Source organism: Nocardia sp. NPDC019323, assembly GCF_044389845.1.
Taxonomy (GTDB): Bacteria; Actinomycetota; Actinomycetes; order Mycobacteriales; family Mycobacteriaceae; genus Nocardia; species Nocardia implantans.
The window spans coordinates 257,666-274,363 of sequence record NZ_JBIRYN010000005.1 but is presented as its reverse complement, the minus strand read 5'-3'; the positions used below and the strand labels follow the sequence as shown (position 1 = coordinate 274,363).

The 16,698-nt window shown below is 68.9% G+C and carries 15 protein-coding genes; 2 read left to right on the top strand and 13 right to left on the bottom strand.

Annotation, left to right across the window (positions count from 1 at the left end):
- Positions 1 to 5: 5 nt before the first annotated feature.
- The 9 genes from ACH49X_RS20570 to ACH49X_RS20530 are packed head-to-tail and all read right to left on the bottom strand — an operon-like array spanning position 6 to position 9,153.
- Positions 6 to 1,088 (bottom strand): iron ABC transporter permease, encoded by a 1,083-nt coding sequence (locus tag ACH49X_RS20570; protein WP_357105193.1) that lies wholly within the window; start codon positions 1,086 to 1,088, stop codon positions 6 to 8.
- The gene (locus tag ACH49X_RS20565; RefSeq protein ID WP_195081324.1) at positions 1,085 to 1,894 is read right to left on the bottom strand and encodes an ABC transporter ATP-binding protein; all 810 of its coding nucleotides are present in this window, start codon (positions 1,892 to 1,894) and stop codon (positions 1,085 to 1,087) included. The genes ACH49X_RS20570 and ACH49X_RS20565 overlap by 4 nt, the downstream gene beginning before the upstream one ends.
- Positions 1,891 to 2,820, bottom strand: coding sequence for a kinase (locus ACH49X_RS20560; RefSeq protein ID WP_195081325.1), 930 nt, complete (start codon positions 2,818 to 2,820; stop codon positions 1,891 to 1,893). Before ACH49X_RS20560 ends, ACH49X_RS20565 begins: the two co-directional genes overlap by 4 nt.
- Positions 2,817 to 3,653: a class I SAM-dependent methyltransferase gene (locus tag ACH49X_RS20555; RefSeq protein ID WP_357206029.1), complete on the bottom strand. Its 837-nt coding sequence runs from the start codon at positions 3,651 to 3,653 to the stop codon at positions 2,817 to 2,819. Before ACH49X_RS20555 ends, ACH49X_RS20560 begins: the two co-directional genes overlap by 4 nt.
- Positions 3,650 to 4,960 carry an MFS transporter gene (locus ACH49X_RS20550; RefSeq protein WP_357206026.1) on the bottom strand — a complete coding sequence of 437 codons (1,311 nt, stop codon included), beginning with the start codon at positions 4,958 to 4,960 and terminating at the stop codon, positions 3,650 to 3,652. Before ACH49X_RS20550 ends, ACH49X_RS20555 begins: the two co-directional genes overlap by 4 nt.
- Positions 4,957 to 5,997, bottom strand: coding sequence for an enolase C-terminal domain-like protein (locus tag ACH49X_RS20545; protein ID WP_357206024.1), 1,041 nt, complete (start codon positions 5,995 to 5,997; stop codon positions 4,957 to 4,959). The genes ACH49X_RS20550 and ACH49X_RS20545 overlap by 4 nt, the downstream gene beginning before the upstream one ends.
- Positions 5,994 to 7,043 carry a PLP-dependent cysteine synthase family protein gene (locus tag ACH49X_RS20540; protein WP_195081328.1) on the bottom strand — a complete coding sequence of 350 codons (1,050 nt, stop codon included), beginning with the start codon at positions 7,041 to 7,043 and terminating at the stop codon, positions 5,994 to 5,996. The genes ACH49X_RS20545 and ACH49X_RS20540 overlap by 4 nt, the downstream gene beginning before the upstream one ends.
- Positions 7,040 to 7,900, bottom strand: a complete 861-nt coding sequence (locus ACH49X_RS20535) for a hypothetical protein (RefSeq protein WP_195081329.1) — start codon at positions 7,898 to 7,900, stop codon at positions 7,040 to 7,042. Before ACH49X_RS20535 ends, ACH49X_RS20540 begins: the two co-directional genes overlap by 4 nt.
- Positions 7,897 to 9,153, bottom strand: a complete 1,257-nt coding sequence (locus tag ACH49X_RS20530) for an ATP-grasp domain-containing protein (protein ID WP_195081435.1) — start codon at positions 9,151 to 9,153, stop codon at positions 7,897 to 7,899. Before ACH49X_RS20530 ends, ACH49X_RS20535 begins: the two co-directional genes overlap by 4 nt.
- Before the next feature lie 195 nt (positions 9,154 to 9,348).
- On the opposite strand from ACH49X_RS20530, the gene ACH49X_RS20525 reads away from it, so the two are divergent.
- Positions 9,349 to 10,044, top strand: a complete 696-nt coding sequence (locus tag ACH49X_RS20525) for a hypothetical protein (RefSeq protein ID WP_195081330.1) — start codon at positions 9,349 to 9,351, stop codon at positions 10,042 to 10,044.
- A 269-nt stretch (positions 10,045 to 10,313) separates the two neighbouring features.
- Here ACH49X_RS20525 and ACH49X_RS20520 read toward each other — a convergent pair whose 3' ends face one another.
- The 4 genes from ACH49X_RS20520 to ACH49X_RS20505 all read right to left on the bottom strand — a co-directional run bounded on the left by ACH49X_RS20520 (position 10,314) and on the right by ACH49X_RS20505 (position 14,630).
- A complete protein-coding gene (locus ACH49X_RS20520; protein ID WP_195081331.1) occupies positions 10,314 to 11,825 on the bottom strand; it encodes a DUF11 domain-containing protein in 1,512 nt (503 codons plus the stop codon).
- Positions 11,826 to 12,137: 312 nt separating this feature from the next.
- Positions 12,138 to 12,650 (bottom strand): hypothetical protein, encoded by a 513-nt coding sequence (locus ACH49X_RS20515; RefSeq protein ID WP_357105214.1) that lies wholly within the window; start codon positions 12,648 to 12,650, stop codon positions 12,138 to 12,140.
- A gap of 496 nt (positions 12,651 to 13,146) precedes the next feature.
- Positions 13,147 to 13,836, bottom strand: coding sequence for a hypothetical protein (locus tag ACH49X_RS20510; protein ID WP_323124252.1), 690 nt, complete (start codon positions 13,834 to 13,836; stop codon positions 13,147 to 13,149).
- A 398-nt stretch (positions 13,837 to 14,234) separates the two neighbouring features.
- The gene (locus tag ACH49X_RS20505; RefSeq protein ID WP_195081334.1) at positions 14,235 to 14,630 is read right to left on the bottom strand and encodes a hypothetical protein; all 396 of its coding nucleotides are present in this window, start codon (positions 14,628 to 14,630) and stop codon (positions 14,235 to 14,237) included.
- 504 nt (positions 14,631 to 15,134) lie between these two features.
- Between ACH49X_RS20505 and ACH49X_RS20500 the strand changes: the two genes are divergently transcribed.
- A complete protein-coding gene (locus tag ACH49X_RS20500; RefSeq protein ID WP_195081335.1) occupies positions 15,135 to 16,697 on the top strand; it encodes a matrixin family metalloprotease in 1,563 nt (520 codons plus the stop codon).
- The last annotated feature ends 1 nt before the right edge of the window (position 16,698 follow it).

Below are 16,698 nucleotides of genomic sequence, written 5' to 3'. Positions count from 1 at the left end.
GAGTTTCAGGTGGGTGAGTGCCGGAACCGGCGGATCAGCACCAGCAGCAGCGGCGCACCGACGACAGCGGTGACGATTCCCAGCGGTAGTTCGCGGGGGGCGAAGACCACGCGGGCCGCGACGTCCGCGACGACCAGGAACAGCGCGCCCAGCACCGCGGACAGCGGGATCAGTCTGCGATGCGTCCCGCCGCCGCACAGGCGGGCGACGTGCGGCACGATCAGGCCGACGAAGCCGATCGCGCCCGCGACCGCGACGACCGCGCCGATGCCGAGCGCGACGACGCCCAACGCGAGCATCCGGAGCCGGACCGGGGACAGGCCCAGCGCGCGTGCGGTGTCGTCACCCGCGGCGAGCACGTCCAGTCGCGCCGCCAGCAGCAGCAGCGAACCGGCCATGGCCGCGGTGACCAGCGCGGTGGTGGCCACCGACGACCAGCCCGCCGAACTGAGCGAACCCAGCAGCCAGAACAACACGGTCCGGGCGCCTTCCTGGTTGTCGGAGGCGAAGATCAGGAAACTGGTCGCCGCGGAGAACAGGTAACCGATGGTGACCCCGCCCAGCAGTAGCCGCAGCGAGGTCATCTGCCCGTTGATCCTGGCGATGGCGAACAACAGGACCGTCGCGGCGAGCGCACCGGCGAACGCGCTGGCCGCGAGCGCGCTCGCGGTGGCCGCGGTGACACCGAACAGCAGCGACATCGCCGCGCCGGTCGAGGCGCCTGAGGTGACGCCGAGGATGTGCGGGTCGGCGAGCACGTTGCGCACCAAGGTCTGCAGCACCGCTCCCGCGACGGCCAGCGCCGCGCCTACCATGGCGCCGAGCAGCACGCGCGGCACACGCACGAGCCAGACGATGGAATCCTGGGCCGGTGTCCAGTCCGCCACTGCGGGCGTCCCGAAGAGGTGGTGGCCGACGATGCGCGCGACGGTGCCGGGTGGCACCCACACCGGCCCCAGCCCGGTGGCCACGATCAGCACCACGGCCAGCGTGGCGCCGAGCCCGCCGAGCCACAGCACGGTTGTCGCGCGGTGGCGCGCGTGGTCCAGATCGTCGGCGTCTTCGGTGCGGGGTGAGGTCGCGGTCATCGAGCAGCCGCCTTTCCCGGATCCAGAACCTCGGTGGGCGACTCCGCGTCGCGGGGGCCGAACAGCAGTTGCATCGCGCCGAACGCGGCCGACATGTGGACGCAGACGCCGTAGACGGGTTCGAGGACGGCCGGAGTGAGTACTTCCGCCACCGGGCCTGCGGCGGCCACCCGGCCTCGGTGCAGCAGCACCAGGCGGTCGCAGTAGCGGGCGGCCAGATTCAGATCGTGCAGCACCACCAACGTGGTGGTGGTCGTCAGACCCCGGATCAGTCCGAGCAGTTCGTGCTGATAGCCGATGTCGAGATGGTTCGTCGGTTCGTCCAGCAGCAGGTGGTCGGCTTGCTGCGCCAGAGCTCGTGCGATGAGCACCCGTTGGCGTTCGCCGCCGGAGAGCGCGGTGTAGGGGCGATCGGCCAGGTGACGGGCCCCGACACGAGCCAGCGCCGCCGCGGCGGCGATACGGTCGGCGCGCGAGTAGCCCTGTAGCGCACCGGCCCACGGGGCACGGCCGAGCAGCACGGTTTCGGCGACGGTGATCGCTGTCTCGGCGGGTGACTCCTGCGCGACGACGGCCAGTCGCGCCGCCAGGGCCCGGCCGCGCAGCGCCTCGACCGGAGTGTCATCGATGGCCACCACACCGGACCGGGGCCGCAGCGCGCGATAGAGCAGGCGCAGCAGTGTGGATTTGCCCGAGCCGTTGGGCCCGATCAAGCCGACGGTGGTGCCGGGCTCTGCGATCAGTCCGACTCCGTCGAGCACGACCTGACCGCCATAGGAGAAGCCCACGTCATCGACCGTGATCATCGGCTCACCGCCGCCGCGGCACGCCGTGGAGACTCGGTCCAGTCCGGCGGCGCGGGCCGCCACGTGCGGTGCACGGTGACCGCCGTGGCGAAACCGGCGCAGACACGCTGTGCCGCCTTGATTCTCGCCGGCAGCGCCGGGTCGGCCTCGTCGAGCAGGATGCCGGTCGTGGTGCCGCTGTGCGCGACGACCACCCCGGCCGCGCCGAGTTCCCTGGCCGCGCCGATGGTCGCGTCCAGATGCGGCCGCGACCGCAGCATGGTGCTCAGTTCCGCGCTGCGGGTGGCCACCGCGCCGATCGCGGTCACGTCGCGACGGGCGACCGCGCCGGTGAGCTCGGCGAGCAACGCACTGTATTCGCGTTTGACGGCCGTGGTGAACGGGCGCTTGCGCCGGTTGAAGGCGACGGTGTCGACGTGGCCGCCTTCGTCTCCGGTGACGATGGTCAGCGGCGGCAGCGCGCCGAGCACAGCCAGCAGCCGTACTTCTCGGTGGTAGAAGGCGACCGCGCCGGGATACATCACGCCGTCGGAGGGTTCGATACGCCGTAGTTCGGTCTCGATCTCGCCGGGGCCGATCTCCCGGCCCTCGGCGTCGGCCACGGCGCGGGCGGTGGCGACCAGGTCGGCGGTGGAGCTGGCCAGGCCTTTGCCCTCGGGCAGGTCGCCGAGCAGGGTGAGCACACCGCCACGCAGCACCGGCGAGCGTGCGAGCAGCGCGCGGGCCAGGGCGGCGGACTTGGTCTTGTGGGCGGGAACGACGGTGACGGTGTGCCGGTGCGGGTCGGGTTCGAAGACCGCGACCGCGCCGCGCGCGATGGGCAGGGTGACCAGGAAGTCGCGGTCGTGCTCCGCGGTGACGCCTTGCAGCAGTTCCCCGCAACTGCCGAACGCGCTGCCGACGCCGACGCGGGGTGCGGCGGTCACCGCGGCCCCGTGGCGGTGCGGCGGGCGACCACGTGCAGCCGGTCTCCGTCGAGCCGCTCGGACAGCACGCCGTCGGCGGGCCACCCCGGTGTGGTCAACGGTCCCGGCGCGTCGAACAGCGCGAGCACCTCGAAGCCCGCACCCGCCAGCAGGTGACGCAGTTCCTGCGGGAACAGCAATCGCCAGGCAGTGTGCTGGACGACCGGCTCCCGACATCCCGGCCACGTCCAGATCCGTTGCCTGCGCAGCAGTTGCGCGGGCAGGTCCACGGTGAGCGAGGTGCGGGAGGTGTAGGTGATGCCTTCCCAGTCGACCTGCCGGACCAGTTGCTCGTCGAGTAATTCTCGTCGCCCGCGATCGGTGAGCAGGAAGGCGCCGTTGCGCATCTCGAGGATCAGAAGACCCCCGGGGCGCAGACACGTCGCGAAACGGTCGAGGGCCGCGACCAACTCGGCGGTGTCGTGCAGGTGCAGCAGCGTGCTTCCCAAGCAGGTCAGCACGTCCACCGGCGCGTCGGCGCGCAGGGCGCGGGCGTCGCCGACGCTGAAATCCACTGCCGGGTAACGGGTCCGGGCGTATTCGACCATGCGCGGTGAGATGTCGATCCCCCGCACCCGGTATCCGAGTTCGCTGAGACGGGCCGCGTCGCGACCGGTGCCGGACCCGACGTCGAGCAGGTCGGTGAGCGTGCCCGCGCCGAAGCGGGCGAGCAGATCGGCGACGAAGCGCGCGTTGCGGTGGCCGCTGTCGGGAAAAGTGCGTTCGTAGAGCGCGGGATTGTCGGTCAGCAGGTTCTCGCTGAGCAGGACCGGGCCCTGATCGTGAGCAGTCATCGGGCGGGATCGCCTTTCGCCGTGCGACTCGGCGTCGCGTCGATCGGTCGGGGTTGCGATGCGGTGGGCTTCGGGAGGCAGCCGCGCCTGCGCAACAGCAGCACGGCGACGGCGGACAACCAGCCGATGCCCGCGCACAGCAGGGCGGGCGGCCAGGTCAGCGGTCCGCCCGCATGGTCGACGGCGGTGCCGACGACGGTGGTGGCCACCACGGTGAACACGCCGGAGGCCAGATAGAACGCGCCGAAGTAGGTGCCGGTCAGGTGCGGTCCGCTGAAGCGGGGAATCGCCTCGTTCACGAACGGCTGCACGGCCATCACACCGAGCGCGAGCGCCACCGCGGCCGCCACGACCGGCGCGACTCGCACCGCGACGGCGATCGGTCCGTCGCCGCCCGGCGACGCGGCGACTCGCCCGGCGGGCGGGACCAGGAATGCCGCGCCCAGCACCGCCATCCCCAGCGCCATCGCGGAGCCACGGTCCGTCCGCCGCGAGAGCGTCCTGGTGATGGGAACCTGTAGTGCCACCACCGCGACCGTCTCGACGACGAACAACGCCGCCACCGCCCCCGGGCCGGCGGAAGACCCGGCGAGGTCCTGCACCTGCAGGGTGAACAGGAAATAGATCTGGCTCTGCAGGGCGAACATGCCCATGAGCGCGAGCGCGAAAGCCCAGAATCGGCCATCGGCGAACACCCGCGCGAAATCCGCGCGCAGTGCGGTGTCCCTGCGCGGCGCGGGCCGGGCGGGCAGCAGGATCGACTGCGCGATGGTCAATCCGGCGAAAACGCAGGACGCGGCCACCGCGGTCAAGCGGAATCCGGCCGTGGCCAGCAGCGTCCCGACCACCGGCCCCAAGGCCGAACCGGTATTGCCGAAGATGTTGAACAAGGCGAACGCCTCGGCCGCCCGGTCGCCGCTGTCGCGGGCGATGTAGGCGCGCACCGCCGGGTTGAACAGCGCCCCCGCGAATCCGGTGAGCACCGACGCGAGAAGCACCACCGGCAGGGAGCCGCCGACGGCGAACAGCGCGAACCCCGTCGCCCGGATGCTCGCGCCGACGATGATCACCCCCCGCGCGCCGAGGCGATCCGAAGCCGAGCCCCCGACCAGGAACAGCCCTTGCTGACTCAGATTGCGCACGCCGAGCACCACACCGACCACCGCCGCCGACAGCGCCAGATCGGTGCGCAGGTATTCGGCCAGGAACGGCACCAGCATGAAGAACCCGATGTTCCCGACGAGCTGGTTGACCAGCAGTAAGCGCACCGAGAGCGGGAACGTGCCGAACAGCCCCAGCCCCCTCACGCGGCGGCTCGCACGCGCCGTACCCCGAGTCCGGGCCCGGCCGGTCGCCGCAGCGTGCCGTCCGCCCCGCCCAAACCCGTCCACGGGTCGTCGGCCAGCAACAGATGACCGTCCAGATCCACCCAGCGCGCAGCCCCGGCCAGCTGGGCCGCGGGAGCGATGCCCAGTGAGCTGCAGGCCTGGCAGCCCAGCAGCACCGGCAATTCTCGCGCTCTCGCCCAGTCGAGCATCGTGCGCGCCGCGTCGAGCCCGCCACATTCGGCGAGTTTGACGTTGATGCCGCCGATGCCGTCGGGCAGCCGGTCCAGATCGGCGAGAGAACCCGCGTCCTCGTCGGCGAGCACCGGCATCGGCACCTGCCTGGCGACCGCAGCGAGTCGATCGGGGTCGCCTGCGGTCACCGGCTGTTCGACGGCGGCGATGCCCTGGTCGGCGAGTGCGTCGAGCACCGCGATGGCGGTGCGGACGTCCCAGGCGCCGTTGGGGTCGAGCAGCAGTTGCGCGGTCGGCGCCGCCGCGCGGATCGCGCGTACACGTGCGATGTCCTCGGCAGGGTCCGGCGCACCCGCTTTGACCTTGAGCACGGTGAATCCGGCCCGCGTGATGCGGTCCGCGGTAGCCTCGGCTTCGCCTGGGCTCATCAGGCCGATCGTGTAGGCGGTGGGCACCGAATCCCACTGCGGCAGTCCGAGATACGCACCCAGCGGCAGCCCCGCGCGGCGGGCGAGCACATCGTGGACCGCGCTGTCGAGCGCGGCGACCACCGGCAGCGCGAACTCCGAGCGCAGCGACGGCAGCAGCGCGCGGACCTCATCGGGATCGGCGCAGCCCGCGATCCGCCCGGCGAGCCCGCGCAGGGCGGCGTCGATCGCGGCGAGGTCGAGCCCGAGGCGGGGGCTGCCGACGACTTCACCGTGTCCGGCGTGCCCGTCGGCGGTCAGCGTGACCCACACCGCTACTCGCTCCACCATCGTCGCGCGCGAGATGCGCAGGGGGCGAGCCAATTCCAGAGTCGTGGTCGTCCACGTCGTTCTCATGCGCTGACCTCCTTGCCCAACGGGTCGCGGACCACGGCGCACCGAGCCCACCCGTGCGCCTCTTCGGCGTCGGGCGCGGGCAGTTCCACCGGTTCGGTGACGGTCGATCCGAGCAAGCCGTTTCGCCGGCACCACTCGTCGTCGTAGATGCTGCGCAGGTAGCGGTGTGGTCCGTCGGGGAAGACGGTGAGTACGCGAACATCGGGCTCGCGCCGGGTGATCCAGCCGGCGACCAGCGCGGTCGCCCCGGTACTCCAACCGCCCGCGATACCTGTGGCGGCGGCCAGTCGACGGCAGGATGCCGCCGCTTCGGACGGGCCGACCCAGTGCACCTCGTCGAAGTCGTCGTAGGCGACGTTGCGCGGCAGAATGCTGCTGCCGAGGCCGCGCATGAGCCGCGGCCGGGCCGGCTGACCGAAGATGCGCGAGCCCACCGAGTCGACACCGACCACCCGCAGTTCCGGCCAGTGTGCGCGCAACACCCGGGTCAGGCCTGCGCAATGGCCGCCGGAGCCGATACCCGCCACGAGCACATCGGCGTGGCCGACTTGCTCGAGCAGTTCCTGGGCCATGGCCGCGTAACCGGCGGCGTTGTCCGGATTGTCGTACTGGTCGGGCCAATACGCGCCCGGGGTGGCGTCGAGCAGTTCGGCCAGCCGGTCGAGCCGGGCGCGCTGCCAGCCGCCCTCGGGATGCGGGTCACAGACCACTTCCAATCCGACACCGAAGGCGGTGAACAGCGCGCGCATCTCCGGCTCGAGTTCGTCGTCGACCACGAGCACGACGGGATGACCGAGCGCCTTGCCCGCCAGGACGAGGCCGAGACCCAGCGTGCCGCTGGTGGATTCGATCACCGTCGCACCCGCGGTGAGTTCGCCGCGGGCGCGTGCGGCGCTGAGCATCGACACCGCCGCACGCGCCTTCATGCCCGCGATGCTCGCGGCCTCCAGTTTGGCCAGGTAACTGCCCGCGCCGGCCGGGATGGGGACGACGGGGGTGCCGCCGACCAAACCGAGGAGCGCGGGTTGCGGTGCGGGGCTGGTCATCGGTTGCACGAGGTTCCCCCGTCTCGGTAGCGGAACAGGGTGCTGGGGCCGCCGTCGAGGGAAAAGAAGGGATACGGTTCGGCCGAGACCGCCGTGACGCCCCGGCCAAGAAACCAGGGCAGGACGGCACTGCCGGTCTGGGCGAACAACACCAGGGGGAGTGATCGGTCGTTCGCTCCGGCCAGCAGCGCGTCGAAGGTCCCGTTGCCCAGTGTCATCCCGGTGACCAGCAGCGCGTCGTAGTCCGGCGGCGTGTCGGCGACGGCGCGATACACGGGCTCGTCCCATTCGGTTCGCCCTCCGACCAGGTCGCACGGGTAGTAGCCGATGCCGCGGGCACGCAGTGCCGCGAGCAAGGAGCCGACCACGCCGACGACCAGCACGCGCCGCACGCCGGAGGGCAGCAGATCCACCACCGCCTCGGCGCGCTGACGGGACTTCTCCAGCGAGCTGCCCCCGGTCACGTCGACGAGTTCGGCGGCGACACCTGCCGCGACGGGGTGCGGCCGTAGATGCATCAGATACGCGTCCAAGGCGGCGATCCGGACCGTCTGTCGTGGATGGGCCAACAGCTGCGCCACTGTCGCTCCCACACAGTCGTCGAGCACGTCCGCGCGGCCGCAATCCTCACCCGGCTCGAGCCCGCAGGAGCCGACGGCCGCACCGACGCGAACGCTCAGCACCTCGTTGCGATACCCGCCGCGACGGCCCGTGTGCCGGGTCCCGTAGCGGGTGTGGAACGCCGTGGCCACCGCCAGGCCGGCCGGATCGGCGCCGAGACGAGCCTCCCGTGCCCAGTCGGTGAGTTCGACGACCGAGCGGGGCCGTGGCGCGAGGGCGAGATCGGCGGTGGTCATGACGCCACCCGCGCGACGTCGACGGTGAGCTTGTCGATGAGGTCGCGCGCCAGATCGCCCGCGGCGCCTGGTTGCTCGTCGACCACCATGACATGGCCCAGGTAGGTGTTGTTGTCGGTCGCGATCCGGACCTCGGTGCCCGGCTCGGCCAGGGTGTGCTCGACGACGCGCGGATCGTCGTCCCAGCGTTCGTCGCCCGATATCGCCGTCAGCACACCCGCGCGATCGGCTACCGCGAATGCGATGGCGGCGCTGCCCGTACCGGTCGGGCGGGGTGTCAGGTCGGGGGTGTCACCTGCGGCCACCTCGGCGTGCACGGCCGCGAGGTCGATCCCGGTCACCCGGCGCACCAGTTCGGTGATCCGATTGCCGGCGGGACGGGGATTCACCTCGATCAACCGAGGCCCGTCGGCGGTGCGTTTGATCTCGGTGTGCGCGACGGTGTCGTCGAGGCCGAGCGCCGTGATCGCGTCGCGGGCCACCGCGCTGACGGCCGCCTGCTCGTCGTCGGTCAGCGTGGCCGGGAACATGTGCCCCGCCTCGATGAACGCGGGCGTTCCGGTCAGCCGCTTGTCGGTCACGCCGACCACGGTGGTGTGGCCGCGCACGGTGACCGTCTCGACGCTGAATTCCGGCCCCGCCAAACACTCTTCGACAAGGATTTGTGGTGCGCGTATCTGCCCGCGCGCGTTCACCGGAAAGCCGGCGATCCGCTCGACGGCCGCGCGCAACTGCTGCTCGTCGTCGACGCGGCGGACGTACATGCCGCCGCACAGGTCCACCGGTTTGACGACCAGCGGGTAGCCGATTTCTGTTGCCGCACGGGCTAATTCGCCCCAATCCTCGGAAACGGCGAAGGCCGGGCCCGGCACTCCGGCGGCCTGGCAGAGCGCGCGGGTGCGGTCTTTCCGGCAGGCCGCGTCGACGGCGTCCCTGGCGGGGCCGGGCAAGCCCAGATCCGCGGCGATCGCCGCGACGGTGGGCAAGTAGTAGTCACACGAGGACAGCACTCCATCGAAGGCCAGTACCTCGTGCAGCCTGCGCACATACGCCACCAGTGCCGTCTCGTCGTTGGTTTCGGCGGTGAGGACGTTGGCCGCGCCCAGAAGCGGATGGGTGCTCGGCTTGCCGCGCAGGTAATGACTCAGATCTCGGGTGAGGAAGCTGAACGTATGCCCTCGGTCGCGTATCCCGGCCGGAAGCAGCGTGCTCATAGAGCCGACCCAGCTCTCCACCATCAGCAGATGTCCCACAAACCCTCCAACCTTCGAGCGGCACATAATGATAACCATTATCACTTGTGAAGCAAGAGGGTTCTGCGACCGACGAGCGCAGAGGCATTGTGGTGCAACATATTTCGCGAAAAATTTGCTGATAACGATAATCATTCTCAATAATGACTCGTGGTCGCGCACCTGGCTCGACCAAGATCATGATGAGGAACCACCATGTTGCTGAGGACACTTGCCGTGCCCGCGCTGGCGCTGGCCGCCCTGACCGCCGTGACGGGCACCGCCCACGCCGACCCGGGCGACGACCGGCCCATCTCCTTCACCGCGCATGCCACCGACACGTCCTCGATCATCGAAATCGACTCCGGCGCCTTGGTGGTCGAGGACGGAGCGCTGAAAGTGAAGTCCCGAGACGGCGTCACCGTCGCGGGGACGCCGCTGCGGTTCACCGTCGACGAATTCGAATTCCCGATCGTCGCCGAGATCTCCGGCCGCACCGCGACCCTGACGCCGGACCTGTCGATGGATCGCGCGGTCTACAAGCCGGTGGCGCTGCCGTTCGAGGACAAGGCGCCGTGGAAGACCGAGTACGACCGTGAACAAGCCGCCTGGTCGCGCATGACCAGCACGATCAGCATGGGCGCCACCATCGGAACCCTGGTCGGCGGCCTGGGCGGCGCGGCGGTGGGCTGCGTGCTCGGCGGCCTTGCGGGCGCGACCATCGCCGCGGGAACCATCGCGGGTTTGTTCGGCCCGTTCATCCCGGCCGCGGGCGTCGGCTGCCTTGTCGGCATCGCCGCGGTCGGCGCTCTGGGAACCGTGGCGGGCCAGATCCTGGTCACCGCTCCAGTGGCGATCGGCGCCGCGATCCAGTACTTCACCACGATCAACACCCCATTCGCGACAAAGTAGCCAGCATGGCCCCTCGATGCGGGCGGCGAATCTCGGGCCGCGCCCCTGTCCGCCACCCCGCCGCGTCCAGGACGCCGCCCCCATCGAGCGCCATTATGGATCCAGCCGGTCGTTACCCGTTGGGTGGATCGCCGTCGCCGAAGCCGGTCTTTTCGTCGAGCGCGTGCCATCGCGTCAGCGCTCGGTAGCCCGCCGCGATGAACAGCGTCAGGATGAATTGGTTCTCGCGCCATCCTGACGCTGTTCTGCTGTACTGCGCGGCGACCGGGCTATGGGCGGGTCACCTCGGTGGCGTGGAGGTTGCGCAGGACGCCGTCTCCGGCCTCGTGCTGGGAGGGGTAGAGCAGTTGCACGGCCACGGTCAGGGGTGTGCCGGGCTCGATGGTGTGGGTGTCATCCGGCGTAGTGATCACGACCGATCCGTCTGTGCCGTCCTCGATCACGCGATACCACTGACTCTGCTGGGGATTGATGCGGGTTCGTGGCGGGACGTCGAATCGGATCTCCCACCACACCACCCGCTGCTCGTGTGCGGCCAGGGTGAGGTCATAGCTGATGACCCAGCCTTTCGCGTCGTCAGGCCAGGTCTGGGGCCACTGCCCGACGATCACGGGGGAGACGGTGACGGGGGGCCGATCGACGTCGGTGGTGACCGAGCCGGAGTGCCGTTCGGCGGTGTTGGCCCGTGAGGGTGAGGTGATGAGGCTGGTGCAGGTGAGTCGGCCCTCGAATTGCGGGTCGATCGTGCCGGTCAGGTGGATGACCGCCTTGCTGCCCTTGGGCAGGTCGATCGGCAGGTGCATGCCGTCGCGAACCGAAGCGGTGCCGCAGACGGCTCCGTTCTCGGCCTGGCAGGTCAGTTCCAGATCGGTCAGCTCTGTCGGAACAGTGCCGTCCAGCACGGCGTCGGGGGCGTCGTTGGGGCCGAGGTTCTGCACGCCGATGGTGTAGGTGATCCGATGTCCCGACTGTGCTGTCTGCGGGCCGCTGATCTCCAGAGGCATTTCCGCGGGCAGGGTCACCTTCAGGTTCCTGATCCGGTGAGAGGCGGTCGCGGCGCCGGTTCCGGCCGCGAAGCCCAACTTGAAGGTCTCGGGCACGCGGGACCGACCGTTCGCGCCGCCGAGATCGAAATTGTCGATCAGTAGAGTGCCGTTCGGGTTGCTCCTGTCGGCGTGCCGAACGGTCAGCCGACCGCCGATGATGGAGACCTGGATGTGAGCGCCGCGCTCCCAATCCGCGCGGAATCCGCCCGGCACCGCAACGCCGGTGAGCCAACCGAACCCCTCCCGCAGACTGCCGGCTGCACGTACCCCGGCGGTGTTGGGCCGTTGTGCTCCGCCTCCGGAACCGGCCAACGGTGTGGCGAAGTTGCCATAGTTGTCGAAGCCGACGCCGACGAACCCGGCAGTGACCCCGGGCGCGACGATCTGCCCCGACCCTGTTTTCGTCATCGAGTAGCCGAGTGCGGCGCCGATACCGCCGGGCTGGGTGGTGTGCGCACCGTCGATCACATAGACGCTGAAGCCGTCGCCAAGCGTGGCCCCTCCCTCGCACGCGTAGTCGAAGTCGATGGTGACGCCGAGCGTGGACGAGAACGGCTGATCGAGGAACGCCGTCCCCGCCTGGGAATTGGCGTTGGGCGTCAACTCCAGGCTGCCGTCGTGCAGCCGCGCGCTGCCCAGCAGTTGCCAGTGCGGGTTGGTCACGGTTTCCTGGGTGAACGATTCCACGATCGGGAACTGTGCCTGCTGGATGGTGACCGGTGCATACGTCGTCATAGTCGAACCCTCCTTGGCCGGATGTGCCATGAGATGAGCGATTGCGCCGTGCAGATCGACTTCGCCGCAGATCCAGCGGAGCCACGGTCTACTGATGCGGCTGCTGGCCGAGCAACCCAGAGCCACACAGTCGACTGTAGGAACATTCGAACGCGACCGATTCACCCCTTTCGAGTGAACCGGGGCAACCCGGCAGCTCGCTCAGCCGGCGAACCACAGTCGCAGCCGCCGTTGACAACGAGGGCTTTTCGACGCGGACGGAAGAGACCACGCATGGTGCCTGACAACAAAGCAGCGATGTGAACGGCGGGGTTACCTCTTCCTCAGTCCGTCCAGGGCCTGCTGGGCTCGAGTCCTGGCGACGGTGCCGAGTTCGTCGAGGTTCACCGAGGGCTCGCCATGCTGGCGCAGGATGGGGATGCGTACTCGTACCGAGACGTTGCTGTCCTGCACGCCGACGAGGTAGTCCATTCCAGTTGTGTAGCTGGATTCCGATACCGCGGTGTGCCAGTAACCCTGGGCGCCGATTCCGGTCATCTCGCCGGAACTCGATCCCGGCCCGGCAGTGGTGTCTTGGCGTTTCCAGTCGTCATAGGCGGGAGCGGCTCCGGCCGCTGTGAACTCGACGCTGAGCTCGACGGCCGCTTGATTCCAGTGGACGCCGTCGCGCGCGAGGCTCTTGTAGCTGAATTGGCATGACAGACGACCGGGGGTGTAGACGCTCGGTGGAGTTTCGTGGTGGGAGGGCGGCTGGTCCGGCGTGGACGACCACTGGAGCAACGGGGCGGGGTCGACCAGATCGCACGCGTTGGCTATCCCGCTCATCGAATAGTTCCCCGGCGCCGGCTCCGGACGTGGAGTAGTTGTGGCGGTAGACGATGTCGCCGCGGCGCTGGCGGACGCCTCGACAGGGACGGACCGACTGCCGCCGGCGCCGTCGGCGATGACGATGCCGATCACCACACCGGCGCCCAGCATCGCCACCAACGCGACCACACCGGCGGCGAGCAGGCCCGGCCTACCGAAACCGCCAGAGGAGGACCCACCCTGCGGCGCACACGGCTGAGACCCCTCACCAGGTTGGCCGTACCCTGCGACCGGCCGTGTCCAGTCGCCGGTCGACGAAGGTGGTTGTCCTAAAGCGGGATCGGAGTCGCCCGGGACCGGCTGGCTGGGTGTGTGCCGCGGGTCCGTCATCTCTCGCAGCCCTTCGATTCCTCGACGTGCTCACCGTCGACCCCTCCGTTTCGCGCCGATCGTACTGCGCCGGTGCCCGAGTAGCCACCGACCATCGGCATCGGCCCGTTCGAGTCGATGGCCGCTAGTTCTGTCGCAGTCCGGCCAGCACCTTGCGAGCTTGGGATCTGGCGACCGAATCGAGTTCGTCCCTGCCGACCACCGGTGCTTCCTTTTCGCGTGAGAGGTCGATCTCCACCCGCACCGCGACACCGCCGTCCCATACGCACATCACGTATCCGGCGTCCACGATGCCGCCGAAGTTGTCGTCTTCGAACTGCCAGTAGCCTTGGGTACCGATTCCGGTGAACTCCCCTGACGTCACCACGGATCCGTCATCGGCGAGGTCGGCGGCGCTGCGTTTGCAATGGTCGTAGGTCCGGGAAGCCGAGCCATCCACGACGTCGGCCCGGACCCTGACCGTCGCGGTGTTCATGGGGAAGGTGTCGCCGGTCGAATTGCCGTAGTGCACATCGCAACTCAGGGTGCCGAAGCTGCCGGATGACGGAGTTTCCTCATGTTTCGGATCGAGGTACGGCGCCGACGCCCACTTGGTCAATGGAGTGAGATCGACAAGGTCGCACGCATTGGTGACCGCCCTCATCGAATAGGTCGGCGGTCCCGGCGGCGCAATGGCCGAGGCGCTGACGCTGTCCAGGGACCGCACGGCGAAACCGATCACCACCCCGATCACCAGGAATATCACTCCCAGCCCGACGACACCGGCAACGATCAACACCGCCTTACTGCGACCGACCTGCTGCGTCGAATACACCGGTGGCAGAGGTTGTTGCGGCGCCCGGTGCCCGCTACCGGCGTGCTGGATTCCGACGGGATGACCGGGGGGTGAAGCCGACACGGGAGAGGAGAGGTCCGAATCAGGGATCGATCGGCCATCCGTCGGCGAATTCGGTTGCCACATAACAGAATCAGTGTCGAGCGCCGGTCCCTGGTCACCGGGTTCGTGCGCAGCGCCAGTCATGCCTGTAGCCCCTCCGGCCCTGGACGGACCCCGCCACGTCGTCGAGTCGGCCCTGATCAGAGCTGTTCCATCGCAAGCCCGGCATCGTCGACCTCGCCCAAGCGCGTGTCGTCGGTGTCGATGACGGCTTGTGCGGCGGGTTCTCCGGCAGTCGTGGCTATTTCTCCGCTTCTCGCAGATCCACGTCCAGTTCAGGCCAACCGCCTATCGGAAAACCGCCTCGTTTGGCATAGAAGTCGATGGCGCTGCACCTCCGCAGCCAGTGGCGCCGCGCGAATGGCGTCGAGTTCTCGTGCGACCTCCGAGCTGCCCACTTCCGGGAGGCGGTGGATGATATTGACCGCATACGGGGACGCCATGGCGGGGATCTCGGCGACGATGCGCGTGAGGGTGGATTCGTCCGCCTGGTTGAGCAATGGGCCGAAAATGCTCTTCCATGCGCCTGCGATGTCGCGCGGCGCGCGATTGGTGACCCCTGGTCCCGCGAGCCGCCTGCCGACCGCGATGAGCACTTCGGCACTGGCCTGCACCGGCACAGGACCCGCGGGTCGGTTCTTGGGGACGAACAACCCGGCCAGACCGGCCACAGCACTGGTCTCGATATCCGCGAGGGAGGAATGCGAGATCCACCATCTCGGTGTGATTCGATTCCTCGCCATGCATCGCCAGCAGGCTTACTTGCAGACGGCGGAGAATCCGGATCTCGTGGTCGTCGCCGACGGTGCCTGCTTCCATCGCGGCCGACAGCCGGGCCCGTAGATACGCGATGAGCGGCTGGGCGGCGAACACACCGCTGTTGACGGCGTGGTAAGCCATTTCGGCCAGATCGGCGCGAACCACGGGATCCGGGCTGTCGGACAGGGTCGAGCGCACTGTGGCGGACAGCGTCGAGGTCGATGGAGGTGATCGCGGGGCACGGGGTTGTCCCGGCTAGGTCCGGCACCTGAAGTCAGAGGGGCATGTACTTGCGGCGCAGGTAGTCGACCACGCAACGGGGGTGGATCCGAGTAGTCCGGTACTCGTGCGGGTAGCGAGCCCTCGCGAGGAATATCGTCTGCTATGGCGACGTCGCACTGTCATCGAGCACGGTCATGAACTTCACTACGCCGAAGTTCGATGCCGCGGTAGCCGCTTTCAAGGCCGACTTCGGCAGCCACACTCAGATGTTCACCGACGGTCAGTTCTACGTCACGAACAAGACGGTCGCCGGCATGATCCGGCAGATCGAAGCCGAACTGCGCAGCAATCTCCGTCTGCAGTTCTTTCCGGCTACCGAATTGACCAAGGCGATCGAGTTCTTCCGTAAGAAGCTCAATGCCGACCCGATCGATGTCGGGGCAATTCTGGCGATGCTGAATTTGCTCGAGGTCGACGGGGACATGTTCCCGATCCGGCAGCTGTTCACCACGGGCAAGACCGACGCGGCTGCCGCGCGCGCGGACTTTCAGCAGCTTTGGTCGACGCCCGACATTCCGCCGGCTCCGTATTGGTCGGGCAGCGCCGACACTATCGGCAAGGTGTTCGCCGCGCACGAACTGGAGAAGGACCGCTGCTTCGAGGTGCTGCGCGCTATGGCGCGCAAGCTGCTGGCCAAGCGTGGGGCGGTGACCTTGCCGCCGACGGCGGTGATCAGTAGCGGTCGACTCGCTGACGCGGTGGTGGTGCCGGGCGTTGCGGCCACGGCGGACGAGGTCGCCACACAGCGGATCCAGCACAACTCACCGGGGGCGCTGGCCGCCGCATACGCTCGCATGCGCGCCACGCTCGACGCCGGGGGGTTCGTGCACTGCGGCGTGCTGAGCGGCGCTGCTCATGAGCGCAGCAAGTTTCCCCAGCCGGAGCACCACGTGCTCGTGTTCGCGCACGACACGATCGCCGGTAAGGACGCGTTTCTGTTCTGGGATCCGGACGCAGCGCACACGGAGATTACTTCGACCACATGGGGCCGGGGGTTCGGCGTGCTGTTCGCGACCGCGACGCGATTGTCCACGGCGGTGGACGACGCCGACCTGGCCAAGATCGACCGGCACAAAGCCGCCAAGGAATTCGGTGACCATACCAACGACACCCGCCGGCACTGCTACCAGGTGTATTACCTCCAGTCGCTGCCGTTGGCCAAGGTCGTCAAGGTGCACACCAAGGTGCTCGCACCGCCGAAACGTGCGTCGGTGGACCAGATGCTGTACAACGCCATGACGCTGTTCGCGGCCAACGGCGTGGAACTTGTCGGAGTGTCCCAGGAAGACCTGACGGACCCGGGAGATCTCGACCGGTTCCGCACGCTGTACGTCGGGACCGCCGCCGCGCCGACAGCCGAGGTGACCGACCTGCATGCGACGTTTCGCTCGCCGGAGTACGAGTCCGGCCCCGGGTTGGAGGCGAGCGAGGTCCTGATCGCGGTGGTGCGGGACATGGTGCCCGCGGCGTCCGGATGCGCGAGCCACCCCGAGGCACAGCCGGGAGTGCTGCTCTCGGCGTCGCTGGCGAGCGAGTGGACGCTCGCGCATGAGCTCGGACACGTGCTCGGGCTCGGCGACTCCGCCGACTCGGACAATCTCATGTACGCCTCGACCGCCGCGATCACAGCCGACCCGCCGCAGTTGTCCGAGGACGACGTGGCCACCGTCTCCGCCAGCCCGCTCGCGGAAGGCTGAA

Excerpts from the sequence above, each read along its gene's own strand:
- ACH49X_RS20570 (WP_357105193.1), bottom strand. The coding sequence starts at position 1,088 with ATGACCGCGACCTCACCCCGCACCGAAGACGCCGACGATCTGGACCAC.
- ACH49X_RS20565 (WP_195081324.1), bottom strand. The coding sequence starts at position 1,894 with ATGATCACGGTCGATGACGTGGGCTTCTCCTATGGCGGTCAGGTCGTG.
- ACH49X_RS20555 (WP_357206029.1), bottom strand. The coding sequence starts at position 3,653 with ATGACTGCTCACGATCAGGGCCCGGTCCTGCTCAGCGAGAACCTGCTG.
- ACH49X_RS20545 (WP_357206024.1), bottom strand. The coding sequence starts at position 5,997 with ATGAGAACGACGTGGACGACCACGACTCTGGAATTGGCTCGCCCCCTG.
- ACH49X_RS20540 (WP_195081328.1), bottom strand. The coding sequence starts at position 7,043 with ATGACCAGCCCCGCACCGCAACCCGCGCTCCTCGGTTTGGTCGGCGGC.
- ACH49X_RS20535 (WP_195081329.1), bottom strand. The coding sequence starts at position 7,900 with ATGACCACCGCCGATCTCGCCCTCGCGCCACGGCCCCGCTCGGTCGTC.
- ACH49X_RS20525 (WP_195081330.1), top strand. The coding sequence starts at position 9,349 with ATGTTGCTGAGGACACTTGCCGTGCCCGCGCTGGCGCTGGCCGCCCTG.
- ACH49X_RS20520 (WP_195081331.1), bottom strand. The coding sequence starts at position 11,825 with ATGACGACGTATGCACCGGTCACCATCCAGCAGGCACAGTTCCCGATC.
- ACH49X_RS20515 (WP_357105214.1), bottom strand. The coding sequence starts at position 12,650 with ATGAGCGGGATAGCCAACGCGTGCGATCTGGTCGACCCCGCCCCGTTG.
- ACH49X_RS20500 (WP_195081335.1), top strand. The coding sequence starts at position 15,135 with ATGAACTTCACTACGCCGAAGTTCGATGCCGCGGTAGCCGCTTTCAAG.